At 71.9% G+C, this 25,260-nt stretch carries 21 protein-coding genes; 8 read left to right on the top strand and 13 right to left on the bottom strand.

Annotated elements, in window-relative coordinates:
- Positions 1–135 precede the first annotated feature (135 nt).
- The 3 genes from ACIBLC_RS25250 to ACIBLC_RS25260 all read right to left on the bottom strand — a co-directional run bounded on the left by ACIBLC_RS25250 (position 136) and on the right by ACIBLC_RS25260 (position 3,130).
- Complete coding sequence (locus ACIBLC_RS25250; RefSeq protein WP_399213452.1) at positions 136–597, bottom strand: ATP-binding protein; 462 nt, start codon at positions 595–597, stop codon at positions 136–138.
- 489 nt (positions 598–1,086) lie between these two features.
- The gene (locus ACIBLC_RS25255; protein ID WP_399213453.1) at positions 1,087–1,965 is read right to left on the bottom strand and encodes an acyl-CoA dehydrogenase family protein; all 879 of its coding nucleotides are present in this window, start codon (positions 1,963–1,965) and stop codon (positions 1,087–1,089) included.
- Between the two features lie 10 nt (positions 1,966–1,975).
- Entirely contained in the window at positions 1,976–3,130 is a 1,155-nt protein-coding gene (locus tag ACIBLC_RS25260) for an acyl-CoA dehydrogenase family protein (RefSeq protein ID WP_399213454.1), read from the bottom strand.
- Positions 3,131–3,315: 185 nt separating this feature from the next.
- On the opposite strand from ACIBLC_RS25260, the gene ACIBLC_RS25265 reads away from it, so the two are divergent.
- The gene (locus ACIBLC_RS25265; RefSeq protein ID WP_399213455.1) at positions 3,316–4,842 is read left to right on the top strand and encodes a class I adenylate-forming enzyme family protein; all 1,527 of its coding nucleotides are present in this window, start codon (positions 3,316–3,318) and stop codon (positions 4,840–4,842) included.
- Here ACIBLC_RS25265 and ACIBLC_RS25270 read toward each other — a convergent pair.
- Together ACIBLC_RS25270 and ACIBLC_RS25275 are read right to left on the bottom strand one after the other, a co-directional pair.
- Complete coding sequence (locus ACIBLC_RS25270; RefSeq protein WP_399213456.1) at positions 4,826–5,338, bottom strand: EF-hand domain-containing protein; 513 nt, start codon at positions 5,336–5,338, stop codon at positions 4,826–4,828. The two genes, ACIBLC_RS25265 and ACIBLC_RS25270, sit on opposite strands and share 17 nt — an antisense overlap.
- 200 nt (positions 5,339–5,538) lie before the next feature.
- Positions 5,539–5,919, bottom strand: coding sequence for an STAS domain-containing protein (locus ACIBLC_RS25275; RefSeq protein ID WP_399213457.1), 381 nt, complete (start codon positions 5,917–5,919; stop codon positions 5,539–5,541).
- A gap of 455 nt (positions 5,920–6,374) precedes the next feature.
- On the opposite strand from ACIBLC_RS25275, the gene ACIBLC_RS25280 reads away from it, so the two are divergent.
- Together ACIBLC_RS25280 and ACIBLC_RS25285 are read left to right on the top strand one after the other, a co-directional pair.
- Positions 6,375–6,956, top strand: coding sequence for a sigma-70 family RNA polymerase sigma factor (locus ACIBLC_RS25280; protein WP_399213458.1), 582 nt, complete (start codon positions 6,375–6,377; stop codon positions 6,954–6,956).
- Complete coding sequence (locus ACIBLC_RS25285; protein ID WP_399213459.1) at positions 6,953–8,395, top strand: zf-HC2 domain-containing protein; 1,443 nt, start codon at positions 6,953–6,955, stop codon at positions 8,393–8,395. The genes ACIBLC_RS25280 and ACIBLC_RS25285 overlap by 4 nt, the downstream gene beginning before the upstream one ends.
- 143 nt (positions 8,396–8,538) lie before the next feature.
- On the opposite strand, the gene purU is transcribed toward ACIBLC_RS25285, so the two are convergent.
- Together purU and ACIBLC_RS25295 are read right to left on the bottom strand one after the other, a co-directional pair.
- Positions 8,539–9,423 (bottom strand): formyltetrahydrofolate deformylase, encoded by an 885-nt coding sequence (gene purU / locus ACIBLC_RS25290; RefSeq protein WP_399213460.1) that lies wholly within the window; start codon positions 9,421–9,423, stop codon positions 8,539–8,541.
- Between the two features lie 114 nt (positions 9,424–9,537).
- A complete protein-coding gene (locus tag ACIBLC_RS25295; RefSeq protein WP_399213461.1) occupies positions 9,538–10,038 on the bottom strand; it encodes a hypothetical protein in 501 nt (166 codons plus the stop codon).
- A 117-nt stretch (positions 10,039–10,155) separates the two neighbouring features.
- Between ACIBLC_RS25295 and ACIBLC_RS25300 the strand changes: the two genes are divergently transcribed.
- A complete protein-coding gene (locus ACIBLC_RS25300) occupies positions 10,156–11,454 on the top strand; it encodes an ABC transporter substrate-binding protein (protein ID WP_399213462.1) in 1,299 nt (432 codons plus the stop codon).
- Positions 11,455–11,553: 99 nt separating this feature from the next.
- Here ACIBLC_RS25300 and ACIBLC_RS25305 read toward each other — a convergent pair whose 3' ends face one another.
- Both ACIBLC_RS25305 and ACIBLC_RS25310 read right to left on the bottom strand, forming a co-directional pair.
- A complete protein-coding gene (locus tag ACIBLC_RS25305; RefSeq protein WP_399213463.1) occupies positions 11,554–13,455 on the bottom strand; it encodes a hypothetical protein in 1,902 nt (633 codons plus the stop codon).
- 199 nt (positions 13,456–13,654) lie between these two features.
- Positions 13,655–15,040 (bottom strand): transcriptional regulator, encoded by a 1,386-nt coding sequence (locus tag ACIBLC_RS25310; RefSeq protein WP_399213464.1) that lies wholly within the window; start codon positions 15,038–15,040, stop codon positions 13,655–13,657.
- Between the two features lie 319 nt (positions 15,041–15,359).
- Between ACIBLC_RS25310 and ACIBLC_RS25315 the strand changes: the two genes are divergently transcribed.
- The 3 genes from ACIBLC_RS25315 (at position 15,360) to ACIBLC_RS25325 (ending at position 18,540) form a co-directional block, all read left to right on the top strand.
- Positions 15,360–16,019 carry a bifunctional DNA primase/polymerase gene (locus tag ACIBLC_RS25315; RefSeq protein ID WP_399213465.1) on the top strand — a complete coding sequence of 220 codons (660 nt, stop codon included), beginning with the start codon at positions 15,360–15,362 and terminating at the stop codon, positions 16,017–16,019.
- Between the two features lie 116 nt (positions 16,020–16,135).
- A complete protein-coding gene (locus ACIBLC_RS25320) occupies positions 16,136–16,930 on the top strand; it encodes an ABC transporter ATP-binding protein (RefSeq protein WP_399213466.1) in 795 nt (264 codons plus the stop codon).
- Positions 16,927–18,540 carry a transporter gene (locus ACIBLC_RS25325; protein WP_399213467.1) on the top strand — a complete coding sequence of 538 codons (1,614 nt, stop codon included), beginning with the start codon at positions 16,927–16,929 and terminating at the stop codon, positions 18,538–18,540. Before ACIBLC_RS25320 ends, ACIBLC_RS25325 begins: the two co-directional genes overlap by 4 nt.
- Positions 18,541–18,573: 33 nt before the next feature.
- Here the strand turns inward: ACIBLC_RS25325 and ACIBLC_RS25330 are convergent, their stop codons facing one another.
- On the bottom strand, positions 18,574–19,554 hold the full coding sequence (locus tag ACIBLC_RS25330) for an alpha/beta fold hydrolase (protein ID WP_399213468.1): 981 nt from the start codon (positions 19,552–19,554) through the stop codon (positions 18,574–18,576).
- Between the two features lie 735 nt (positions 19,555–20,289).
- Positions 20,290–20,982 carry a metal-dependent transcriptional regulator gene (locus tag ACIBLC_RS25335; RefSeq protein WP_399213469.1) on the bottom strand — a complete coding sequence of 231 codons (693 nt, stop codon included), beginning with the start codon at positions 20,980–20,982 and terminating at the stop codon, positions 20,290–20,292.
- Between the two features lie 296 nt (positions 20,983–21,278).
- Here ACIBLC_RS25335 and ACIBLC_RS25340 point away from each other — a divergent pair, with 296 nt between their 5' ends.
- Complete coding sequence (locus tag ACIBLC_RS25340) at positions 21,279–22,034, top strand: SIS domain-containing protein (RefSeq protein WP_399213470.1); 756 nt, start codon at positions 21,279–21,281, stop codon at positions 22,032–22,034.
- Between the two features lie 81 nt (positions 22,035–22,115).
- Here ACIBLC_RS25340 and ACIBLC_RS25345 read toward each other — a convergent pair whose 3' ends face one another.
- Together ACIBLC_RS25345 and ACIBLC_RS25350 are read right to left on the bottom strand one after the other, a co-directional pair.
- A complete protein-coding gene (locus ACIBLC_RS25345) occupies positions 22,116–23,501 on the bottom strand; it encodes a PAS domain-containing protein (protein WP_399213471.1) in 1,386 nt (461 codons plus the stop codon).
- Between the two features lie 488 nt (positions 23,502–23,989).
- Positions 23,990–25,093: a citrate synthase 2 gene (locus ACIBLC_RS25350; RefSeq protein WP_399213472.1), complete on the bottom strand. Its 1,104-nt coding sequence runs from the start codon at positions 25,091–25,093 to the stop codon at positions 23,990–23,992.
- Positions 25,094–25,260 lie beyond the last annotated feature (167 nt).

A 25,260-nucleotide genomic window follows, 5' to 3' on the forward strand; every position in this document is an offset into this window, starting at 1 on the left:
ACGGAAGCACGGCCCGGCGCATTCGGCCGCCGCCCGACGTCGGACAGGCAGCGGAGCCGCATATATGCGGCGAGGACGGCACCCGTGCGCGCACGCGAGAAGGACATGCCCCCGCGCCAAGGGCGTACCGGTGCGTCAGACCGCTTCGTACACGAAGTCCTCGTACGCCGGAAACACGACTTCCGCCGTCGCACTCGGCGAACATCGGTCCACCTCGACCCAGATGCGCTTGCCCGCGCCCTCGGGGCTCCAGCCCCAGCGGTCCGCGAGGCCGTCGACGAGCTCCAGGCCGCGGCCGTTGGTCTCGTCACCCTCGGCATGCCGGGGGATCGGGGGCCGGGTGCTGGAGTCGGCCACCTCCAGGCGGACCGTGCGGGCCTCCACGCCCGCCGGCAGGGACAGTCGCAGCACGGCAGGACAGCCCGTGTGCACGACGGCGTTGGTGACGAGTTCGGAGATGAGCAGGATCAACGTCTCGGCGAGCGGCTCATCAGCCCCTATCCCGGACCCGGCGAGCCGCGAACGCGCCCACCGCCGGGCTCGCCCCACCTCCGCGGGATCGGGCCGAATCTCCAGCTGCACTTGAAGCACCTGCACCGCTCACACCATCCGAACCGGCGGACACATCGCCTCGCGCCGCACAAGGGCCACGATCGTGGCCATTTTCTGCATGGCCAGAACAAGGATCACGGAACGTGATTCCCTTACGAGACAGCTTGGTTGACGTACAGTCACCCCAACAAGCGCTTCGGGCATATTCCAGCGCGAAGGAGTACGCGTGCGGGATACTGTGCGACGCTCGCCACGGGGAGTCGAACAGGCAGGCGCGGGGATTCGCCCTGCCCTGCGAGCACCGTGCATCGCCGGGTCCGGAGCCGCCTCTCGGGCAACACCGGCATGGCTCAAGCTCAGAACCACTCGCATCCCACACAAGGTACCGGAGCGTGGCGCCGACTCCAGGCCGTGACAAGTCACGCCTAGGACACAACCCGATATCAACGCTCCGTGATTCCGGCGCGCCACGATCCGCGACATCCGTTTCGGGCACTTCCCGAACCGGTCCTGCACAGAGCCCCGCCGACCCGCTCAGGCCACCAGATCGTCCGCCAACAGATCCTCACTCTGTGTCGTCCCGCCCGCACGCTGTGTCCGCACCCAGGCCCTCTTCAGATACAGATGGACGTCTGCCTCCCAGGTGAAGCCCATGCCGCCGTGCACCTGGAGGCAGTCCCTGGCGCCCCGCACGGCGGCGTCGTCGGCGAGCAGCCGGGCCGCCGCGACATCCTGCGGTCCGGCGGTCACGGCGGCCGCGTAGACGGCGGCTCGTGCCACCTCCACCCGCACCAGCATCCGCGCGCACAGGTGCTTCACCGCCTGGAAGGCCCCGATCGGCTGCCCGAACTGCTCACGCGTCCGGGCGTGTTGCACCGCCAGTTCGCAGACCCGGGCGGCGCCACCGAGCTGTTCGGCGGCGGTGAGGAGGGAGGTGAGGAGTACGTCGGCCGGGTCGGGCTGCCGGGGCACGGGCACCCGGTGCAGCGGCGTCAGCGGGTCCACCGACCTCAGCGGCTCGGCGCCGGCCGCGTCCCCTCGTACGGTGTCCGCCTGCGCCAGCCACTCCACCAGCTCCCCGTCCACGGCGGCCACCACCGCCTCCCCCGTGGCGGCGCCGTCCACCGTGCCCGCCGCGAGGTGGGTGGCCACCAGCGGTCCCGGCAGCAGGACACGGCCGGCCTCCTCGAAGACCAGCACGGCCTCCGGGAGCCCCAGTCCGACACCTCCGTCCGCCTCCGGCAGCCGCAGCGCGAAGAAGCCCGTCTCGCCGAGCTCGCGCCACAGGGCCCGGTCGAGCGTGGGCCCGTCGTCCACGGCGGCCCGCAGGCCCTCGCGGCCGAAGCGCGCGGTCAGCAGCTCGCGCACGCCCGCCTTCAACGCCACTTGGTCGTCGTCGAGTTGAAAGTCCACGGAGACGACGTCACCGTCCCTTCGGAAGGCCCAGGATCCGCTCGGCCACGATGTTCGACTGGATCTGCGAGGTGCCGGCGGCGATGGTGTAGGAGAGGGACGAGAGCCGGTCGAGGGTCCACTCGTGGCCGAGGTCGAGCGACCCGGGGCCGAGCACCTCGGCGGCGGCGTCGTACAACTCCTGCCGCGCCTGCGAGTACCGCAGTTTGAAGACGGACCCGCCGACGCCGGGCACTCCCCCGCTGCGCTGCGACTCGCTCACGTTCCACTGCGTGAGCCGCCACAGCGCGCGGAACTCGGCGTTCAGCCTGCCCAGGCGGCGGCGCAGCACGTCGTCGTCCCAGCGGCCGTTCCGCCGCGCCTCGCGGGCGATCTCGCCGAGCACCCGGCGGCAGGCGACGACCTCGCCGACGAAGGCGGTGCCGCGCTCGTAGGACAGCGTCACCATGGTCACGCGCCAGCCGTCGTTCTCCGCGCCGACGCGGTTGCCCACCGGCACCCGCACCTCGTCGAGGAAGACCTCGGCGAACTCGGTCGAGCCGGCGAGGGTGCGCAGCGGCCGTACGGTGATTCCCGGCGCGTCCATGGGCATCGCGAGCCATGAGATCCCGCGGTGCTTCGGGGCCGACGGATCGGTCCTGACCAGCAGTTCGCACCAGTCGGCGACCTCCGCGTGGGAGGTCCAGATCTTGGATCCGCTCACCACGTAGTCGTCGCCGTCCCGCCGCGCGCGCGTGCGCAGCGCCGCGAGGTCCGAACCGGCGTCCGGCTCGCTGAACCCCTGGCACCAGACCTCCTCGCCGCGCAGCACGGGAGGCAGCCAGCGCGCGCGCTGTCCGGGGGTTCCCTCCGCGGCGATCGTGGGGCCCGCGTGCAGGAGCCCCACGAAGTTGGCCCCCACGTAGGGCGCGCCCGCCTTCTCCGTCTCCTCCAGGTAGATGAGGTGCTGGGTCGGGGTGGCGCCCCGGCCGCCGGCGTCGGCGGGCCAGTGCAGCCCGGCGTACCCGGCGTCGTACAGCATCCGCTGCCAGCCGAGGTCGTACTCGCGCCGCCCCGGCCAGTCGTCGGGGGACGGCTTCGGGGGCAGCGAGGGGAGCACCTTGGCGAGCCACTCGCGCAGCCGCGCGCGGAAGTCTTCCTCTTCCTCCGTGTACGCGAGATCCATTGCCCGTCCACTGGTGGGAGCCGATGGGAACTTCACAGTCTGTCGGGTTACCTGATGGGCCGTCAGAACGCAGGCTAGCTCCGCGTCTATGGACCGACAAGGCGGCGGGCTCTACGCTCTGCGCACGATCTGACGAGACGTCAGATATTGACCGGCCGGCCGCCGGTCGACGACAGGGGGTCGAAGTGAACGACACCGCACACGACCTGGGTTCCTCCCGCACCCTCTGGGAACTGGTCGCCCGCCGCGCCGCCCTCACCCCGCACCGGCCCGTCCTCCTCCAGGACGACCGGTCCCTGACCTTCGGGGAGTTGCGGGACCGGGCCGAGCGGGTGGCGGCGGGCCTCCACCACATGGGCGTACGCCCGGGCACGGTGGTCGCCTGGCAACTGCCCACCCGGATCGAGACGGCCCTGCTGTCCTTCGCGCTGGCCAGGCTCGGCGCCGTGCAGTCCCCGGTGATCCCCTTCTACCGCGACCGCGAAGTCGGCTTCGCGCTACGGGAGTCGAAGGCCGAGTTCTTCGCCGTACCGGGTGAGTGGCGCGGCTTCGACCACGGGGCGATGGCGCGGCGGCTGGGTGCCAAGGGCGTCTTCGAGGCGTACGGCCGGCTGCCGGACGGCGATCCCTCCGCACTGCCCGCCCCGCCCTCGGACGGCACCTCGGTCCGCTGGATCTACTGGACCTCCGGCACCACCTCCGACCCCAAGGGCGTGCTGCACACCGACCGTTCGCTGATCGCGGGCGGCTCCTGCCTGGCGCACGCGCTGCACCTGTCCGCGGACGACGTCGGCTCGATGGCCTTCCCGTACGCGCACATCGCCGGGCCCGACTACACGGTGATGCTGCTGCTGTACGGCTTCCCCGCCGTGCTGTTCGAGCACTTCGCGCTGCCCGCCGCCCTGGAGGACTACCGCAGGCACGGCGTGACGGTGGCCGGCGGTTCGACCGCCTTCTACTCGATGTTCCTCGCCGAGCAGCGCAAGCGGCCGGGGGAACCGCTGATACCGACTCTGCGGCTGCTGGCGGGCGGTGGGGCGCCGAAGCCGCCCGAGGTCTATCACTCCGTCGTGCGCGAGATGGACGTGCAGCTCACCCACGGGTACGGGATGACCGAGGTCCCGATGATCACGATGGGGTCGCCGGACGACTCGGTGGAGCACCTGGCGACGACGGAGGGCCGGCCGCCCGAGGGCATGGAGATACGGATCGTGGACGGCGAGGTGCGGCTGCGCGGGGAGGCCGTCTGCCAGGGCTATCTGGACCCGTCGCAGACGGCTGAGGCCTTCGACGCGGACGGGTTCCTGATCACCGGTGACGTCGGGCATCTGACGGAGAGCGGGCATCTGGTGCTCACCGGGCGGCTGAAGGACGTCATCATCCGCAAGGGCGAGAACATCTCGGCGAAGGAGATCGAGGACCTGCTGCACCGGCATCCGGCGGTCGGGGACGCCGCCGTGATCGGACTGCCCGACGCCGAACGGGGCGAACGGGTCTGCGCCGTGATCGAACCGGCCGAACAGCCGCCGGGAGCCGAGGAGTTGACCTTGGCTGGAATCACGTCCCACCTGCGGGCGGAAGGGCTGTCCGTGCACAAGCTGCCGGAGCAGCTGGAGGTGGTGGACGCCCTCCCGCGCAACGAGACCCTGCGCAAGGTGCTCAAGTACAAGCTCAGGGAGCGCTATTCACAGGGACTCACTCAGGAACCGTGAAGTAGCGGGCGAAGGCGCTCACGATCTCCACCTCGCCGATCCGGCCGTCGGCGTCCGTGTCGAGGGTGCCGGCCGCCGCCGCGGCGACGTCCTCGGGAGCGCCCAGCGCTTTGAGCACGCGTGCGGTGTCGTCGACCGTGGCCGCGCCGTCCCCGTCGGTGTCCGCGACGGCGAGGGCCGCGTGCAGGAAGGGGCGGGCGATCTCGGCGAAGCGGTCGGGGTTGTCGCGCAGCCGCTTGACCGCGCCGTTCACGAACTCCTGACGGGTGATCCGCTGGTCGCCGTCACGGTCCGCTATCCCCGCCATGCCCTGCCAGAAGGCCTCCGCGCCCATGTAGAGCGCCTGCCCCTTCTCCGACCGGGCCGCCGTATCGAACTCGGCGAGGACCGCCTTGGTCGCGGCGTTGAAGTCCTCCCGGTCGATGTAGCCGTTGCCGTCCTGGTCGAAGCCGGAGAACCGGGCGGCGATCCTGCGCTCGTACTCGCTGTTGGCCATGTCGTTCGGGCCGCCTTACGTCACGTGAGGGTCGGTCTGGGACGGAGCGTACGGCGTCGCGGGCACCCCGGGAGCGGGAAAACGACGCTTGTACCAAGACTGCGGGAATTCCGGGACAACGATGTGGCGTATCGCTTCCCCCGGTGAGGGATTCCGCACGCCGGGTGATCACGGGAAGGAGGCCCATGGTGTGTCGCCGCTCATGCCGACAGGGGGGTCGACTCCTCGCAGACGGCCTCGGCGACGCCCGGGTAGACGTCGAAGAGACGGCGCACGCCGAGGGCCGCGAGGACCCGGTTGACGTGCGAGCCCTCGACCGCTCCCTGCGCGGGCAGTATCAGGCGCAGGCGCCCCTGGCAGGACCGCATGAGACGGCGGACGGCGATGAGTACACCGACACCGCTGGAGTCGCAGAAGAGGACCTCGGAGAGGTCGAGAACGATGTCGTGGCGGCCCTCGGCCACCGCCTCGTGCACGCGATGGCGCAGCACCGGCGACGTCACGAGGTCCATCTCGCCGGACAACCGGAGCACGGCCCAGCCGCTCTCCTCGCCCTCGGTCACCTTGAGCGTCACCGTCACCGCCACGCCTCTCACTCGCCTCGCACGACCCGCCCGCATCGCCGGTCCCGCCCGTCGCACAGGTCTCGCCCGCTTCGTACGCCCGACTGCCCGACGCGGTACGTGCCTCACGCACCGGAAACGGAAGCGATTCCTACGCATCCTTCTGGCGCGCCTGCCCGACTGTCGTTCCATGAAACACCGGTCCGGGCGCGAAGAAACGTCGGTCTACGGTCGAAAGCGCGTGATGAGCGAACCATTTCGGTCGCATACGTTCTGATGTGTTCGATACAGGGCAGGCGCCTACCATTCCTGGACCTCCAGGGGCGCACAATGACGCAAAGGGGCGTGCGCTGTCGGACGTGCCGACTACATTCAGGACAGGGAGTCTGCGCAGGCTGGACACAGCACGGGCGGGCGGACACGCACTCAGGACACAGGGACAGGCGCCGGGCACGACCAGGTGAGGGGGCCGCATGGCGACGAAGGACGCACCGCCTCGCTGGGACCGCAAAATGCAACAGCGGCTCGCGCGCGGGGAGGCGGCCGCGCTGGGTGAGCTCTACGACCGGTTCGCGTCGCTGGTGCACGGCCTCGCGCACCGCGTGCTCGGTGACGAGCGGGCCGCCGACGGCGTCACACGCGAGGTGTTCACCCACGTCTGGGAGAACCCCGACGCGTACGACCCCAAGCAGGGCCCGCTGCGTTCCTGGGTCGCCACGCTGGCCCACCGTCTCGCCGTCCAGCGGCTGCGCGCCACGGAGACCGCCGCGCTCGCCCGCGGCGGCCGTGGCACCACCGAGGATCTGGAGCGCAAGGTGCGGAGCGCCTCCGTGGCCGCCCGCGCCGACTACATCGTCACGGCCATGCCCGCCCCGCTGCGCGCCGCCCTGGAGCTCGCCTACTTCCAGCGCCGTGACTACCGCCAGGCCGCCACCGACCTCGGCGTCACCGAGGACGAGGCCCGCCGCCGGCTCCGCCTCGGCCTCCAGCTCCTTTCCACCGCCCATGACGCCGGCGGCCCCGGGGCACCGCCCGAGTACGGGGGTGCCAGGTGAGCGGAGGGGCGGACCGCTTCGAGGCGTTCGACGAACAGGCCCGGGACCAGGACGGCCACGGGGACGGCGACGAAGGCAGGGACAAGGAACGGGACGGGGACGAGCAGCGGGAGGACGGTGCCGGCGCGGGTCCGGCGTACCCCGGGGAGCCCGGCAGGCCGGGGTATCCGCTCGGCCCGGGTGGTCCCGGCGGCCCGCAGGGCCCCGACCGGCCCGAGGGCGGCCAGGACGACGTGCCGGGCAGGCCACCCCGCATACCCCTACCGCGTTCCTCCGTCGAGGACACCGGACTGCCGCTGCCCACGCCGGTCCCCGCTCCCGAGCCCGAACCCCTCGTCCTTGACCACCAGGTGCTGAAGGCGCTGCTGGGTGCCTGGGCGCTCGCCGCGTGCTCGGCGCGGGAGACGGCCGCCGTCGAGGAGCACCTCGGGGACTGCGGCTCCTGCGCGGACGAGGCGCTGGGACTGCGCGAGGCGGTCGGGCTGCTGCATCAGCCCGAGAGCCTCGATCTCGACCCGGCGCTGCGCACCCGCGTCCTTGAGGGCTGCCTCGGCCGCCGCCCGCCGCGGATCCCGGTGCCCGAGTGGGCGACTCCGTACGACGCGGAGACCGCCCGGCTCGACGCGCTGCTCCAGGACATAGGCGACGCCGAGTGGCACGCGCCCGTGCGGCTGCGCTGGTTCGAGGGCGACCGCCCCACCAGCCGCCGTACGACCGTCGCCGGGGTCATCGCCCACCTGCTCACCGTCGACGGGCTGGTCGCCGTCGCGCTGGGCCTGGAGGACCCGCTCGGCACACTCCCGCGCCAGGCGGCTCCGGCGGCCCGCACCGAGGAGTACTGGAAGGCCTCGCACTTCCCGCCCACCCGTTCGGTGCGCGGACCCTGGCGGGAGCAGAGCCACGACCTCGTCCGTACGGTGTCGTTCGCGGGCGGCGGCTCCGGGCGCCTGCCGGTGGCGTACGGCGACTTCGAGCTGCCGCTGAGCGACTCGATGCTCGACCGGGCCTTCGAGTGCTGGGTGCACGCGGGGGACATCGCGGAGGCGGTGGACTATCCGTACGGCCCGCCGGCCCCGCGCCATCTGCACGTCATGATCGACCTGGCGGCCCGCATGCTGCCCGCCTCGCTGGCCGAGCGGCGCCGGGCGGGCCTCTCCGCGCCGCCGCCCCGCCACCTCGTCGCGGCGGGCGAGCCCGGGCGCAGCCTGCGCCTGGAGATCGAGGGCTCCGGCGGCGGCGAGTGGCTCATCCCGCTCGACTCCCCCGGCGCGGTCGCCTCCGCGGACCGCGAGGTGGCCCATGTCGCGCTGGACGGCGTGGAGTTCTGCAAGCTGGCGGCGGGGCACGTGTCGCCGGAGGAGGCGGCCGCCGGCCAGGACGGGGACCGCGAGGCGATCAGGGATGTGCTGTTCGCGGCGGCGTCGTTGAGCAGGATGTGAGCCGACTGCGGGTGGGCGGGCGGGCGTGGGTTTTTCGCCCCCTCCGCCCCTTCCCGTCCCGTTTCTGGGGGCTGCGCCCGCAGACCCCCCTTTCGCGCTTCGCGCTCGTCCTCGAACGCCGGACGGGCTGAAGGGGTGCTCCCCTACGCGAACACGACCGTCCGGCGCCCGTTCAGCAGAATGCGCCGCTCCGCGTGCCACTTGACGGCCCGCGCCAGCGCCTGGCATTCGACGTCACGCCCGATGGCGACGAGCTGGTCCGGCGTCACACCGTGACCGACGCGCTCGACCTCCTGCTCGATGATCGGCCCCTCGTCGAGGTCGGCCGTCACATAGTGCGAGGTGGCCCCGATGAGCTTCACGCCCCGGGCGTGCGCCTGGTGGTACGGCTTCGCGCCCTTGAAGCTCGGCAGGAAGGAGTGGTGGATGTTGATGATCCGCCCGCTGAGCCGCTTGCACAGGTCGTCCGACAGCACCTGCATGTAGCGGGCGAGGACGACGAGTTCGACGTCCTCGGCCCGGACCAGCTCCAGGAGCCGCGCCTCGGCCTCGGCCTTCGTGTCCTTGGTCACCGCGATGTGGTGGAAGGGAACGTCGTACGACGCCACGAGCTCGGCGAAGTCCGTGTGGTTGGAGACCACGGCCGCGATCTCGACGGGCAGCGCTCCGGTCCGCGCGCGGAAGAGCAGGTCGTTCAGGCAGTGGCCGAACCTGCTGACCATCAGCACGATCCGCATCTTTTCCTCGGCCCGGTGGATCTGCCAGTCCATCTGGAAGGCGTCGCCGATGGCCGCGAAGCTCGCGCGCAGCTTGTCCACCGTCACCGGCGGCTCCGCCGAGAAGTGGACGCGCATGAAGAACAGACCCGTGTCGTGGTCGCCGAACTGCTGACTGTCCTCGATGTTGCAGCCGGTCATGAAGAGGTAGCTCGACACGGCGTGCACGATGCCCTGCTTGTCGGGGCAGGAGAGGGTGAGGACGTACTGCTCGGCGGCGGGTGCTGCCCCGCGGACGGACTGCTCATTCATGCGGGACAGGGTCCCATACCGCCCGCATCGGACGGGCCGCCGTCCCGCCAGGCGGACCAGGTCAGGGGCCGGTACGGGTCCGCCGGCCGTGCCGCGCCGCGGAACCGGGCGGGCCTAGGCCGACCGCGTGAGGATCTTCAGCACCTCGAGCGTACGCGGCGGGATGTCGGGGTCCTCCCCGTCGCTCACCGCGAGCCGCACATGCGCGTCGCGCGCCGCGCGCACCGCGTCGGGCCAGCCCTGGTGGTCGAGATACGTGGAGACGAGGGCGTCGGGTCCCACCTGGTGCATGATCCGCAGAACACGGAGCACCGCGGTGTCGACGAGCGCCGCCTCCTGGGAGTCCCGGAAGATCGTGCCGACGTATTTCTCGGCGGACCAGTTGTCCAGCCAGGTGTCCTCGACCAGGCGGTACACGGCGTCGGTGACGTCGCCGTACCCTTCGACGCCCGCGAGCCAGACGCCTCGCTGGAAGTCGGTGTCGGAAAGCATGTGCAGCGCGGAGCGCACATTGCTGCGCCAGCGCCACCACGGCATGTCGTTCAGTGGCATGTCGCCCATAGTGGGTGAGCGACGGCCGCGACGGGAAGAGTTCTCCGAACCTTGCACGGTCACCGATCGTACGTTCCCTGTGAAAAGCAGATCATCCGCCCCCGTAATTCACCTCTGTGCCACCTCACGTTGACCACCGGTCACCATCGGGTTATTGGTGTGACGGAATCGTGCGTGTCCATGAGCGGCAGGCGACGAACAAGCACCACCTCCCCCACCCTCCCCCGGCGCCTCAGAGCCACGTTGCTGTCCACGGGCGCGCTGCTGGCGTGTACGTCGGTCGTCGTCGGATGCGGGGTCATCCCCGGTGTCTCGGGAGGCTCCGGGGACGGCTCCATCACCGTCATGACGTGGGCGCCGGAGAACACCGCCGCGACCAACAAGCCCGGCATGCCCGCCATGGCGAAGGCCTACGCCCGCTGGGTCAACAGCAAGGGCGGTATCAACGGCCACAAACTCAACATCCTCACCTGCAACGACCACAACAACAGCGTGGACGCCGCGACCTGCGCCCGGCGCGCGGTCAAGGAGAACGTCGTCGCGGTCGTCGGCTCCTACAGCCAGCACGGCCGCTCCTTCCTCGCCCCGCTGGAGGGCGCCGGCATCCCGTACATCGGTGGTTACGGCGTCACCGACGACGAGTTCACCAGCCCCCTGTCCTACCCAGTCAACGGCGGGGAGCCGGCGCTGCTGGCCGGCCTCGGCGAGCAGCTCGGCACGACCTGCGGTCCGGTCTCGCTGATACGTCCCGACACGATCGCCGGTGACGAACTGCCGGTGCTGATCGACTCCGGCCTGAAGGCGACGAAGCACTCGTCCGCCACCGACCAGCGGGCCGCCGACGACGCGACCGAGTACTCGAAGCAGACCCGGGCGGCACTGGAGAACGCGACCTCCGACCCGGCCAGGAACGGTTGCGTGGTCCCGGCGCTCGGCGACCGTACGGACAACTTCATGGACTCCTTCCGGCGCGACCGCGAGGGCTACTCGAAGGTGGGCGTGGGCACCGTCCTGGGCAGCGTCGACCAGTCGGTCATCAACGCCACCGGCGGCGCGTCGAGCCCGTACGAGGGCGCGTTGGTCACCGGCTGGTACCCGCCCGCGAGCGACTCGAGCTGGGACGCGATGCGCAAGGTGATCAGCGAGCACGCCTTCGAGGACAACCGGGTCGACCCCGCGGACGCGGGCGTGCAGACCACCTGGATCGCTTACACCGTGCTGAGCCGGGCCGTCGAGTCGCTCGGCGAAGGCGACGTGACCGCGCTCACCCTCCGGCGGACCCTCGACGACGGTCTCAAGGTGGCCACCGGCGGCCTCACCCCGACCCTCAGCTGGCGCTTCGAGGACATGATCGCGGCGGTCGACTTCCCCCGCCTCGTCAACGCCGACGTCACCTTCCAGGTCGTACGCAAGGGCCGGCTGGCGACGGCACGCAAGGGGTTCGTCAACATGTCGAAGACCCTGGAGAGCGCGGACTAGCGGACCGGAGAAGGGCCCGGCCCCGCATGCCCCGCGTCGACTGCGGGACCGGCGCCGGGCCGGCTCGGTCGGATCCGAGTGAGCCGGCCCGGGCCGGACCTACAGCTGGATCCGCGTCCGCTCCGTCAGTCCGTACTGCTTGGCGATGGAGTTCCACAGCCTCGCGGCCTTCTCCTTCGCGGTGCTGGCCGTGCCGCTGTCCCGGTTGCCGGCCTGGCTCTGGCCCGTGCCGCGGGCGCGGCCGTCCTTGCAGCCCTTCTTGCCGGCCGCCTGGTCGGCCCAGGCGGCGTAGTGGTTGTCGGCCGACTCCGAGGCCTTCCAGCCGTTGGTGAGCGCGGTGGTCAGCTCGGCGTGGTTGGGGAGCTGGTCCAGCGAGAGGGCGTCGAGCCGGGTGACCAGCTCGCCGCGCTGGTTGGCCGCGTTCCGCAGATCGGTGGCGGCCTGGCCGAGGTTCTTGCACGCCGTGACGTTGGCCACGGCGTTGATCACCGAGTCGCGGCTGGCGTTGGCGTCCGCGAGAAGCTTGTCCAGCTCGACGGCCTGCGGCTTGGCCTGGTCGGTGGAGGCCGACGCCGAGCCGTCCGTCGCGGGAGCCGTCGCCGACACGGTCGCGCTCTTGTCGCCGTCGTCCTCGGTCCCGCCGCCGCTGAGCAGGGCTCCGGCGCCGACGCCGAGCACGACGATGCCGATGCCGATCGCGGCGATCAACGGGACGCGCGAACCGCCGCGTCCCCCGCGCCCGCCACCGCCGTCATTGCCGCCCCCGCGCCGCGCGGCGGCACGTCCGCCGGGCGCTCCGGGCCCGCCGGGGGCCTGCGCCCCGTACGAGGCCTGTGGGGCCGGGGCCGACGGGTCGAACCGCGGCAGCTGCTGCGTCGACGGCGGCCCTTCGGGCTCGCTGCGGAACAGGTTGTCGAACTCCGCGGGCGGCTGCCGGTCCTCCGGCTCGCCCGGACGCATCGCGTAGGACGGTCCTTCCGGCTGGGCGGGAACGGGAGGGATGTACTGCGTGGGCTGGGCATCCGGGTGCGCGCCGGCCGGCAGCGGTCCGGCACTCCCCTGCTCCTGCCTTCCCAGGTACTGGGTGGCGTCGGCGTGCACCTCGGGAGGCAGTGCCCCCGGGACCACCGGGGGGATGTACTGGGTGGCGCCCTCGTCGGGCGCGGCGGCACCGGAAGGTATGTGCGGTATGTACTGGGTCGCGCCCTCGTCACCGCCGGGGGCGGGCGGAATGTGCGGAATGTACTGCGTCACGCCTTCCTCGGCGACGGGCGGCAGCGGCATCCCCGGCCCCGCTCCCAGGTCCGCGCCCTCGGGCGGCAACGGCTGCGCGGCGGGCGGCGAGGGCGGCTGGGCCGCGGCGGGACCGTATCCACCCTGCCCCTGCGGTACGGCGCCGCCATGGCCCTCGTACGACGCAGACTGCGCGTCCGAGTACGTCGGAGGCTGCACGCCCCCGTACGACGGAGTCTGGGCGTCCGGGTACGGCGAAGGCTGCGCGCCCCCGTACGACGGGCCCTGGGCGTCCTCGGGCGGGAGCGGGCCGGCGCCGGGCGCCGGGCGCGGTGTGAAGCCCCGCGGCTGCTGAGCGCCCTGTGAGCCCGGCAGTTCCTGGGCGCCGTACGCGTCGGGGCCGGACGGCTGCTGGGCCGGACTGTCGCCCCAGCCCGGTCTCGGCTGCGCGGGGGTCCAGTCCTGGGACGCCTCGGGGGTGCCCCATTCCGGTGCGGGGGCGTCCGACCGGGGCGGCTGGGCCGCCCTCCAGGTCTGGGTGCCGTTCACCGCCGTTCCCCAGCCCTGGTCGGGCTGCTGCTCCGGCTGCGGGTCGGGCGCGGCCTGCTGGTCGGGGCCCCACGGCCGGTTCCAGGACTGGCCGCCCGCCGGGGTCGTACGGTCGCCCGTCGTACCGGGCAACAAGGGCGCGCCGCCGTCGGAGGGCAGCACGATGCCTTCGCGCGCGGGTCGCGACGAAGGCTCTTCGCCCTGTCCACTCTGCGTCACCGGGACTCCTACGAATGGGGGACCTTCGGAATCATCGGCTCACGCTACCGGGTCCCCACAACCCGGTGCCACGCAGCACGGACCCGGACCCCTGCCCCTGTGACCGCGGTAACAAAACCGCTCCCCCGCGCCGCATCTCCCGCTGCCCGCAACCTCCTTGATCGTTTCCCGTCCGTTCACCCCTTCGACCAGCGAACATTCACGCCGCCGCCTGCAATTCCATCCGCGCCCCGAACTCCCGTACCACCGGCTCGTCCTGATACGGCTCCAGGCGCTGCTGGAAGTCATCCAGATACTCGGCGCCCCGGTTGGAGCGGAGCGTGCCGAGCAACTCGACCGCGCGCAGCCCGGTATGGCAGGCCTGCTCGATCTCGCGCTGCTGGACCTGAGCGGTGGCGAGCAGCACATAGCCGATCGCCCGCCGCCTGGCCTTGGACTCGGGAAGCCCGGCGAGGGACTCCTCCGCGCAGCGCGCGGCCGCCTCCGCCTGCCCGAGGTCACGGTGGCAGTGCGCCAACTCGTCCGCCAGATAGGCCTCGTCGAAGTGCGCGATCCACACCGGGTCGTCCCCCGAGGCCGCGTCGGCCGACTCCAGGGCGCTCACGGCCCGCCCCGACGCCGCCTGGGCGGCGCGCGCGTCACCCAGCAACGCGTGCCCGCGCGCCTCCGCGGCGTGGAACATCGACTCCGCGCGCGGGGTCACCCGCCCCCGCGCGCCCTCCTGTGCGGCGCGCGCGAGCTGCGCGATCTCACGCGGGTTGCCGAGCTGCGCCGCCAGGTGGCTCATGGACGCGGCGAGTACGTACCCGCCGTACGCCCGGTCGCCGGCCGCCTGCGCGAGCCGCAGCGCCTGGATGTAGTAGCGCTGGGCGAGGCCCGGCTGGCCGGTGTCGATGGCCATGTAGCCCGCCAGTTCCGTCAACCGGGAGACCGCGGCGAACAGTTCGCGTCCGACCGCCTCCCGGTAGGAGCCCGCGAGTAGCCCGGAGACCACGCTGTTCAGGTAGTGGACGACGACCGGGCGGACATGCCCGCTGCCGTACTGGTGGTCCAGGTCCACCAGCGCCTGGGTCATCGCGCGGACCGCGGCCACGTCCGAGACGCCGACCCGCGGCCCCGCCGAGCGCGCCACCTGGGAGTCCGGCGAGGAGATCAGCCAGTCGCGGCTGGGCTCCACGAGCGCGGAGGCGGCGACGGACGAGCCGGAGAGGAAGTCCCTGCGGCCGACGTCACTGCGCCACAGCTCGCAGACCTGCTCGATGGCTCCCAGGACGGTCGGCGAGAACTGGAGACCGACGCCGGACGCGAGGTTCTTGCCGTTGGCCATGCCGATCTCGTCGATCGTGACCGTACGGCCCAGCTTGCGGCCGAGCGCCTCGGCGATGATCGCCGGGGCCCGCCCACGCGGCTGCTGTCCGCGCAGCCAGCGCGCCACGGACGTCTTGTCGTACCGCAGATCGAGACCGTGCTCCGCGCCGCACATGTTGACCCGGCGGGCCAGCCCGGCGTTCGAGCAACCCGCTTCCTGGATGAGCGCCTGCAGTCGTTCGTTCGGCTGCCGCGCGACGAGCGGCCTTGCGGCCATTGGCGTACCCCCTGTGGCTGCGGTGCCTGCCCACGCACCGAGTTGACGTGTCCTCAGCGGCCGAACTCAGTGAAGGAACAGCGAAAGAACTCGGCCAAGAAGATCAATGCCCCGCGGACCCAGCGAAGATGCGAGACATGTGAGGATTGCCGGGGTAAAGGCGTTGGCCCCGACCCCTCACGTGGTTACCCAGACCCCGCCGCGATTCCCCGTGCGCGCCCCCACCCGTGCATCCATGCGCCCCACATGCGGAATCGATGCTCCTCCCCCGCGCGCGGGTCCCCCGTAACCCGAGGTGGACGCGGGAGTTGAGTTCCACGTGGACGAGACCATCGCAGGCACCGAGACCGCACAGATCCCCCAGCAGCGCGGCGAATCGATGCAGGACACAGCCGTGCGCTACGCAGAAGAGCGCCACTGGGACGTGTTCCCCGGCACCTGGCTGGAAGCCGTCGACGGGGTGCAGCGCTGCTCCTGCGGCGAGCCGGCGTGCGCCGCGCCCGGCGCACATCCGACGCGCGAGGACTGGTCGACGCAGGCCACGGGCAGTGCGACCGTCGCGCGCCGCCTGTGGGCGAAGCAGCCCGCGGCGTCGATCCTGCTGCCCACCGGGCGTACGTTCGACGCGATCGACGTGCCCGAGACCGCCGGGTTCCTCGCGCTCGCCCGCATGGAGCGCATGGAGCTGACCCTCGGCCCCGTCACCTGCACCCCGGACCGGCGCATGCACTTCTTCGTGCTCCCCGGGGCCTCCGCGAAGGTTCCCGACCTGGTGCGCAAGCTGGGCTGGCCGGCCGCGTCCCTCGATCTCGTCACGCTGGGCGAGGGGGCGTACGTCGCGGCGCCGCCCACGCGGTTCGGGTCGCGGGGCGCCGTGCAGTGGGCCTGCCGCCCCACCCCGGCGAACCGGTGGCTGCCCGACGCGGAGGAGCTGATCTCGCCGCTCGCGTACGCCTGCGGGCGGGAGGGGAAGCGGTAACGCCTGCCATCCACAGGCCGTGGATCCGCTGTGGATGATCGCGCCCCGGGCGGAGCCGCTCGGAGGCGGAGCCCCGCGCCCCTGGAAAGCGGCCCGTTGCCCCTTAGGGTGCCTACATGACCGAGCGATCAGGGGCCGCCGTGCCCGCCGTACGCGTGCGTGGGCTCTGGAAGCGGTTCGGGGAGCAGGTCGCTGTCGCCGGGATCGATCTGGAGCTGCCCGCGGGCCAGTTCATCGGACTCGTCGGGCCGAACGGCGCGGGCAAGACCACCACCCTCTCCATGGTGACCGGACTGCTCAGGCCCGACCAGGGCACCGTCGAGGTCGTCGGCCGTGACGTGTGGAGCGATCCGGTGGAGGTGAAGGCGCGGATCGGTGTCCTGCCCGAGGGTCTGCGGCTCTTCGAGCGGCTCTCCGGACGCGAACTCCTCGGCTACACCGGCCGGTTGCGCGGCCTGCCCGGCGCCGAGGTCGACAAGCGCGCCACCCAGCTCCTGGACGTGCTCGACCTCGCGGGCGCCCAGCACAAACTCGTCGTCGACTACTCCACGGGCATGCGCAAGAAGATCGGCCTGGCCTGCGCGCTCCTGCACAACCCCGAAGTCCTCTTCCTCGACGAACCGTTCGAGGGCGTCGACCCGGTCTCCGCGCAGACCATCCGCGGCGTCCTGGAGCGGTACACCGCATCGGGCGCCACCGTCGTCTTCTCCTCCCACGTGATGGAGCTGGTCGAGTCACTGTGCGACTGGGTCGCCGTGCTGGCCGCCGGGCGGATCCGCGCGCACGGCCCGCTCGCGGACGTCCGCGGCGACGCCCCCTCCCTCCAGCAGGCCTTCCTGGAACTGGTCGGCGCGAACCGTCACGCCGCCGGTGCCGACCTGGACTGGCTGGGCGGCGGAGCGCCCCGATGAGCGCCACCACCGATGCCTCGGCCGCGTCGGTCACCCCCGTCCTCGTACGCCTGAAGCTGTCGCTCCTGCGCAACGGGCTGCGGCAGTCGTCGGGACGACGGGCCGCGTACGTCGCCTCCGCCGTCCTCGTCCTCCTCATCGCCGCCCTCCAGCTCCTCGGCCTGATCGCGCTGCGCGGCAACGCGCACGCCAACGCCGTCGCCGTACTGCTCGTGTCGGTCCTGGCGCTCGGCTGGGCCGTGCTGCCGCTGTTCTTCCCGAGCGGCGACGAGACGCTCGACCCGACCCGCCTGGTGATGCTGCCGCTGCGACCGCGCCCGCTGGTCCGGGCACTGCTCGCGGCCTCGCTCGTCGGCATCGGGCCGCTGTTCACGCTGTGCCTGCTCGCCGGGTCCGCGATCTCCGTGGCACACGGCACGGCGGCGTACGTCACCGCCGTCGTCGCCGTGGCCCTCGGACTCCTCGTCTGCGTGGCCCTCGCGCGCGCTGTCGCCGCCGCCAACATCCGGCTGCTGACCAGCCGCAGGGGCCGCGACCTCGCGGTGCTCAGCGGCCTGGTCATCGCGGTCGGCGCGCAGGTGGTCAACTTCGGTGCGCAGCGCCTCGGTTCGGCGGGCGGGCTCTCGGAACTCGACCCGGTGGGCGACGTGCTGAGCTGGGTGCCGCCCGCCTCCGCGATCGGCGCGGTGCACGCGGTGAGCGAGGGGTCGTACGGCATCGCGGTCGCCCGACTCGCCCTGAGCGCGGCCGCGTTGGCGGCGCTGCTGGCGCTCTGGTCCCATCACCTGACCCGGCTGATGACCGCGCCGGACGGGTCGACGTTGCAGGCGGCGGAGCCGGTCGCCCGGGAGCGGGGTTCCGCCGGTCTTGGCCGGCTGCTGCCGGGCGGCCGCACCGGGACCGTCATGCGGCGCAGCCTGCGGTACGTGTGGCGCGACCCGAAGACCAAGGCGGCGTGGGTGACCTCACTCGCCATCGGGCTGATCGTGCCCGTGCTGAACGCCGTGCAGGGCACCGGCTCGATCTACTTCGCCTGCTTCGCGGCCGGGATGCTCGGGATCCAGATGTACAACCAGTTCGGGCAGGACACGTCCGCGTTCTGGATGGTCGCGATGACGATCTCCTCCACGCGCGACGCGTACGTCGAACTGCGCGGGCGCGCGCTGGCGTTGCTGCTGATCACCTTCCCGTACGCGACCCTCGTGACCGTCCTGACGACGGCGCTGCTCGGCGACTGGCCCCGGCTGCCCGAGGCGCTCGGTCTCTCCTTCGCACTGCTCGGCGCGATGCTGGCGACCGGGGCGTGGTCCTCGGCCCGCTTCCCGTACTCGATCCCCCAGGAGGGCTACAAGAACGTGGCCCCCGGGCAGGCCGGGCTCGCCTGGATCGCGATCTTCGGCGGCATGGTCGCCGCCGCCCTGCTGTGCGCCCCCGTCATCGCCCTGGCCATCTGGCTGAACGTGTCCGCGGACGGCGACGGCTGGACCTGGCTCCTCCTGCCCCTGGGCACCGCGTACGGCGCCCTGCTCACGCTGGCCGGACTCCGGCTGGCCGCCCCACGAACGGCACGACGGCTGCCGGAGATCCTGACGGCGGTCAGCAAGGGCTGAGGGTGGGGCGGGCGGCCCGTGGTGGGGGCGGTGCTAGGGGGTGAGTACGCCGTCCAGGAAGGGTTCGATCGCCGCGCGCCAGGCGTCCGGCTGGTCGTAGTGGACGAGGTGGCCGGCTTCGGCCACCTCCGCGTACTGGCCGTTGGGCAGGACGCGGACCATCTCCTGGGACTCGGCGCGGCCGAGCTCACCGTCGAGACCCCGTACCACCAGGGCGGGGCACCTGACCTGCGTGAGCTCCTCCCAGTGGGCGTCGTACACCCAGGTCTGGCGGGACTTGAGCATCTGCGCGGGTTCGAAGACCGGGCGCCAGCCGTCGCCGGACTCATGCATCACCTCGGCGTAGAACTCGCCGCGGGACGGGTTGGGACGCTCCACCCAAGGATCGTCCTCGCCGAACCACTTGCGTACGTCGGCGAGCGTGGCGAAGGGGGCGGGCCAGGCCTTGAACCAGTCCTCCCACTCGCGCTGCGAGGCGGCGCCCAGCGCCGACGCCCGCATGTCGCAGATGATCAGACCGCAGACGAGATCGGGGCGCTTGGCGGCGAGCTGCCAGGCGGTCAGCGCGCCCATGGCATGCCCGATCAGGACGGCCGGGGCGAGGCCGAGCTGTTCGAGGGCGGCCTCCGCGTCCTCGACATAGGCCTCGCGGGTGTAGGCGGCCTCAGGCGGCTTGTCGCTCTGGCCGTGACCGCGCTGGTCGAGCGCGATGGCGCGATGCCGTTCGGAGAGCCAGCGGGCCGTCGAGGCCCAGTGGGAGGCGCGGCCCATGAGGCCGTGCAGTAAGAGCACGCCGGGTGCGCCGGGGGTCTCCGCGGGCCGGGATCCGGACCCGCTCCCCTCGGGATCACTCCCGGACCTCGGAGAGGCGATCCTGAGCCGGCCGGTTCCCGAAGAGCCAGCTCCGGAAGGCTCGGTTCCGGAGAGATCCGCCTTGTGATTGGGAGGATCGGCGAACTCCCAAGCGGCGAGGCGTACGCCACCCGCTCCCGTTACGTCGATGCGCCGCACCACAGGTAATGGCACCCCCCTCGCTCGCTGGAACCGCCTCGCTCCCGTTCGAGCCGGCCGGTCCACTCGTACCGTTCCTACCGCTGTCGTACCGCTGCTCCTGCTGGTTCCGCTGCCTGCTCGCACCGGCCTTCCGCCGGCTGGTGCCGACCGTGCCGCTTGCCGGCGCCCGCTGATCCCTTGTTACCCGTGGGACCCCAACTACGCCCTCACGCTATCGAATGGGGATTCGAGAACGCCTTTCTCGGCCGCAACACCCCTCGTTCGAGTGACCACGCTCAAGGATTGACCGCCGCCGCCGAGGGGAGATCTTCAGCGGGGGGCGGGCCGCTCGGGGAAACCGGCCCGAAGGGGTTGACCCTGGGAGCTCGGGGCTCCGGGTCAGCAAGGGGGAGAACAGGCCCCGGCGCCATTGGGCGCCGGGGCCCTCTCCACGTCTGCGGCACATCCTTTTCGCCCCCTCCCCGACCGCGCGCCTTCGCTCTCGGAACACGGTCAAGAGCTCTCAGGTCATATGCCTCACGCGACAGCCTCGCACGCAAACGGTCCCAGCGCTGCGGTTCCGCGCACTGAATCTTGGTTTCGGTGAGGTCACGCGGGGGTCACAACTACCACTGTGGTCACGGTAGTTGACACACCGGTGGTCGGGTGGTGGACAGCGCGTGCCGGGGCGCGCGGCAGGTGACGGGCACGTCGGCCGCACACCGGCGGACCGGCCCGCGCCGGTCGGCGGGCACCTCAGCGCTTGGCGACGAACACGTGGGAGGCGACCTCCGACTCCAGCTCCGCGGCCTCGCCGCCACTGCCCACCAGGACCCCGCCCGCGGACTCCGTCACGCTCACCACGGAGCCGGGCTGCACGCCCGCCCGCCGCAGTGTGTACATCAGCTGCGCGTCCGTCTGGATCGGCTCGCCGATACGCCGGACGACCACGGTCTTGCCCTCCTTGCCAGGATCCAGCTCGGCCAGCGACACCATGCCCTCGTCCAGGAACGGGTCGGCGCCGTCCTTCTCGCCCAGCTCCTCCAGGCCCGGGATCGGGTTGCCGTACGGCGACTCAGTCGGGTGGCGCAGCAGCTCCAGCACCCGGCGCTCCACTGCCTCGCTCATCACGTGCTCCCAGCGACACGCCTCGGCGTGCACGTGCTCCCACTCCAGACCGATCACGTCGACGAGGAGGCACTCCGCGAGCCGGTGCTTGCGCATGACACGCGTGGCCAGCCTGCGACCTTCGTCGGTGAGCTCCAGATGCCGGTCGCTGGCGACCGCCACCAGGCCGTCGCGCTCCATCCGCGCCACCGTCTGGCTGACCGTCGGACCGCTCTGGTCCAGCCGCTCCGCGATCCGGGCGCGCATGGGGACGACGCCTTCCTCCTCCAGCTCGAGGATGGTGCGGAGATACATCTCCGTGGTGTCGATCAGTCCGGACATGTGTGCCCCTCGATTAGCTCTGCCGGAGGCTGCGTGGCTCACCGGCTTGTGCGCTGGCCCTGGACTCAATTCTGACGCATCGCACTGACAAGCGTGCCTCGCCGTCGAAACCACGTGGTGACAAGTGCCCGCGGGGGATCTCCGCGGCGGTACGGACCCGGCGGCGAGAACCGCGTACACGAGCCCCTCACCGTGTTGCCGGCCGTACTGCCCGCCGTATTGACAGCGCGATGGTCCAGACCGCAACGTGATCGGCGACGCGTCGACGCTGACGGAACTTCGAAGGGGCTTCGCCGATGAGCGACAGCAAGCTGGCCGGGCAGTTCTTCGACGCGGCGATCGGCCTGCTGCAACGGGTGCGGGACGAGGACGCCGCGGAGATCGAGGCGGCCGGAGCGCTGATCGCCGACACCGTCGCCGACGGCGGACGCCTGTTCGCGTTCGGCGCCGGGCACTCCTCGGTCGCCGCCCAGGACATCGTCTACCGCGCCGGCGGCCTCGCCCTGATGAACCTGCTCGTCGTGCCGGGGACCGTGGGCGTCGACGTCATTCCGGCCACCCTGGGCTCGGCCCTGGAGCGGGTCGACGGCCTGGCGAGCGCCGTCCTCGACTCCAGCCCGGCCCGCTCCGGGGACCTGCTCGTGATCATCTCCCTCTCCGGGCGCAACGCGCTCCCCGTCGAGATGGCCATGAAGGCCCGCTCCCTCGGCCTCAAGGTCATCGGCGTGACCTCGGTCGCCTACACGACGGAGACGAAGTCCCGGCACACCTCGGGGACGTACCTCAAGGACCACTGCGACATCGTCCTCGACTCGAGGATCCCGATCGGCGACGCGGAACTCACGAAGGACACCATCGAGGCGCCCTTCGCCCCCGCCTCCACGGTCGTCACCTCGGCCCTCCTCCAGGCCGTCATGGCCACCGCCGCGGGCGCCCTGGCCGACCGCGGGATCGAGCCCCCGCTCCTCCGTTCGGCCAACGTGGACGGCGGCCACGAGTGGAACAGCCGCGTCATGACCGAGTACGGGGACCGGATCTTCTACCGGCACTGAGCCGGGCGGGGGGCGGGCCACGCCGACCGACGCCGAAAACCCCGGCCCCCTAGGTCCTGTCCTGGAACCCGGCCCCGCCCCTCAGCGCCGTCCCTCCCACAGGTCCTCCAGGTCCAGCGCCATCGCGATCCGTACGGCCACGTCCTCCGCGTACGTCGCGTCCGTGCGTTCGAACTGGGTGCGCCCCGCAGCGCGCAGGAAGGTCACCACGCCCAGCGTCCGGCCCCGGCTGCGGAGCACCGTGCACAGCGCGTGCACCGAGTCCGGGGGCCACTGCCGGGCGACGGCCCACTCCCGGACCCGGCCGGGCTCGGACTCACGGGCGCTGGCCCGCACCGATCCGGCCCGCTCCGCGCACTGCAACGCCGGATGCCCGTCGGCGTACCGCACCGGCAGCCCCGCCTTGCCGGCCGGCATGCTCGGCCCCGGCGTCCCGGCGGGCGTGGCGGCGGCCCGTACGAGCCGTACAGGGCCCTCGCCGTCCCGCGCCGGACCGCCCGCCACCCGGTCGATCAGCGCGTGATCGGCGAATCCGGCGAGCGAGAAGTCCAGATGTACGGTGGCCGCCTCGGCCGGGTCCTCGCACTCGGCGGCGGCCCGCGCCGCCCGGTGCAGCTGATTCGCCCGGAACCGCAGCAGCGCCGCCTCCTGCTCGGTCTGCTTGGCCTCGGTGACGTCCTGGAAGAGCCATCCGACCCCCAGCGGTACGGGCTCCTCGGTGAGCGGTGAGGCGAGCCGCAGGAAGCCGCTGCGCCAGCACCGCCGGGTCTCGCCCTCCTGCGTACGGACACTCACCCACATCTCGGCGGGCGCGGGCGGCGCGCCCTCGGCCAGCACATGGGTGAGCGCGCTCTCCAGCTCCTCGACGCCCTGCGAGAGCAACTCCCCCAGCGGCCGCCCGAGCACCGCCGTACGCCCGATACCGAGCGCCCTGGCCGCGTGCGCGTTGACGACGGCGGGGCGCAGATCCGCGTCCACGAGCACCACACCCCAGCTCGCGTCCTCGAACAACGCCTCGCTGAGCGCGATGGACCGCTCCAGGTCGATCTGCGCGTGCACCTCGCTGAAGGCGCAGTACACCCCGGCGGGCTTGCCGTCGGGTCCGCGCACGGCGGCAGACTGGGTCCGTACGAGCACCCGCCCGCCGTCCTTGGTGAGGAGGGCGAACTCGTGCACCTGGCGGCCCGGTGCCTCCATGGCGGACAACAGCCGCGCCTGGACCTCTTCCGCGTCGGCGGTCCGCACGGCCCAGCCGGCGAATCCGTGCCGCCCCACGGCCTCGGCGGCCGTCCAGCCGAGAATCCGCTCGGCCTCACGATTCCAGTGGGTCACGACCCCGTCTGCGTCAAAGGCGCACAGCGCCGCGTCCATCCCGTCGAGGAGCGCGGCAAGAAGATCCGAGTCATCCCGCTCGGGCTCGTCCGGCCCCAGCTCGTCGGTGGTCCCACTACGCCGGGAAGCACTCACCTGGACCCCCTGCAGGCTGCGTCCGCAACTACGACGCGACAATTCGCTCGCTCACCCTCATTGAACTCGAACGTGACCCAGCACACACCGGGTTCACCAAAGTTCGGACGAAAACGTTGTACCCCGGATTTCCGCCCCGTCCGCCCCATGAGCAGCCGGACCGTCCTCCAGGACCCTTCCACGAAGCCTCCCGAAAAACCGGTTGAACCGGATTCCCGGGCTTCTTAGAGTGGAGCCAATCCAGAAGGGAGGTGGTTCGGCAGATGTATGTGAACCGGACAGGAGAGGTGGCTGCGGGCTAGCGGCCCGTCACCACACCCAGTGCGGTGCCGGACCAGCGCGTGTTCTGTGCGTGCAGCCGGCCCAATCTCCAGCAGTCACCCGACCCGCGGGCTCGCCGGTACGTCCGGCCGGCTCCTCCGCCGTCAGGCGGAGGAACCCGAGCTCGCGGGTCGTCTGCGTTCTCGGCGGCGACCGCGCGCCAGGATTCAGCGCGCGACGATGTCCCCGTACCCCACGATCTCCCGCGGCCCACGGGTGCTGGGGCCGACATAGCGGGCGGAGGGCCGGACGAGCCGTCCGGTGCGCTTCTGTTCCAGGATGTGCGCGGACCAGCCGGCGGTGCGGGCGCAGGTGAACATCGAGGTGAACATGTGGGCCGGGACCTCGGCGAAGTCGAGGACGATGGCGGCCCAGAACTCGACGTTCGTCGCAAGGACGCGGTCCGGACGGCGCGCGTGGAGTTCGGCGAGGGCGGCCTTCTCCAGGGCTTCGGCGATCTCGAAGCGGGGGGCGCCGAGCTCGCGGGCGGTGCGGCGGAGCACGCGCGCGCGTGGGTCCTCGGCGCGGTAGACGCGGTGGCCGAAGCCCATGAGGCGTTCGCCCTTGTCGAGGGCCTGCCTGACGTACGCCTCGGCGTCGCCGGTGCGTTCGATCTCCTCGATCATGCCGAGGACGCGGGAGGGGGCGCCGCCGTGCAGCGGGCCCGACATGGCGCCCACGGCTCCGGAGAGGGCCGCCGCGACGTCCGCGCCGGTCGAGGCGATGACGCGGGCGGTGAAGGTGGAGGCGTTCATGCCGTGTTCGGCGGCGGACGTCCAGTAGGCGTCGACCGCCGCCACGTGCTTGGGGTCCGGCTCGCCGCGCCAGCGGATCATGAAGCGCTCCACGACGGACTGCGCCTTGTCGATCTCGCGCTGCGGAACCATGGCGTTGCCCTGGCCGCGGGCCGACTGGGCGACGTAGGACAGGGCCATCACGGCGGCGCGCGCGAGGTCCTCGCGGGCCTGCCGCTCGTCGATGTCGAGGAGGGGCCGCAGGCCCCACACGGGGGCCAGCATCGCCAGCGCGGACTGTACGTCGACGCGGATGTCGCCGGAGTGGACGGGGATCGGGAACGGCTCGGCGGGCGGCAGGCCGGGGTTGAAGGCTCCGTCGACGAGGAGGCCCCAGACGTTGCCGAAGGAGACGTGGCCGACCAGATCCTCGATGTCGACGCCCCGGTACCGCAGCGCGCCGCCCTCCTTGTCCGGTTCGGCGATCTCCGTCTCGAAAGCGACGACTCCCTCGAGTCCGGGTACGAAGTCGGACATCAGGCGGCTCCTCATGATGTGTGCGACGAATGATCTACGGGGGGATTCGGTGTCTCGTGACCATATGTCCGTGGTGGATGACGTACGTCCGGTTCCGCGGTCTCCTCGTGGACTCGCGGTCCGGTACGTCACCTCGGTGATGCCCCGTGCGGCCGGCGGTCACCCGG

Origin of the sequence: Streptomyces sp. NPDC050535 (assembly GCF_044457665.1) — a bacterium.
Classification (GTDB): Bacteria; Actinomycetota; Actinomycetes; order Streptomycetales; family Streptomycetaceae; genus Streptomyces.

Bases quoted from the DNA above. Each gene is read 5' to 3' on its own strand.
- ACIBLC_RS25335 (WP_399213469.1), bottom strand. From the start codon at position 20,982: ATGTCCGGACTGATCGACACCACGGAGATGTATCTCCGCACCATCCTC.
- ACIBLC_RS25260 (WP_399213454.1), bottom strand. From the start codon at position 3,130: ATGGATCTCGCGTACACGGAGGAAGAGGAAGACTTCCGCGCGCGGCTG.
- ACIBLC_RS25350 (WP_399213472.1), bottom strand. From the start codon at position 25,093: ATGTCCGACTTCGTACCCGGACTCGAGGGAGTCGTCGCTTTCGAGACG.
- ACIBLC_RS25270 (WP_399213456.1), bottom strand. From the start codon at position 5,338: ATGGCCAACAGCGAGTACGAGCGCAGGATCGCCGCCCGGTTCTCCGGC.
- ACIBLC_RS25325 (WP_399213467.1), top strand. From the start codon at position 16,927: ATGAGCGCCACCACCGATGCCTCGGCCGCGTCGGTCACCCCCGTCCTC.
- ACIBLC_RS25300 (WP_399213462.1), top strand. From the start codon at position 10,156: ATGAGCGGCAGGCGACGAACAAGCACCACCTCCCCCACCCTCCCCCGG.
- ACIBLC_RS25310 (WP_399213464.1), bottom strand. From the start codon at position 15,040: ATGGCCGCAAGGCCGCTCGTCGCGCGGCAGCCGAACGAACGACTGCAG.
- ACIBLC_RS25280 (WP_399213458.1), top strand. From the start codon at position 6,375: ATGGCGACGAAGGACGCACCGCCTCGCTGGGACCGCAAAATGCAACAG.
- ACIBLC_RS25340 (WP_399213470.1), top strand. From the start codon at position 21,279: ATGAGCGACAGCAAGCTGGCCGGGCAGTTCTTCGACGCGGCGATCGGC.
- purU (WP_399213460.1), bottom strand. From the start codon at position 9,423: ATGAATGAGCAGTCCGTCCGCGGGGCAGCACCCGCCGCCGAGCAGTAC.
- ACIBLC_RS25320 (WP_399213466.1), top strand. From the start codon at position 16,136: ATGACCGAGCGATCAGGGGCCGCCGTGCCCGCCGTACGCGTGCGTGGG.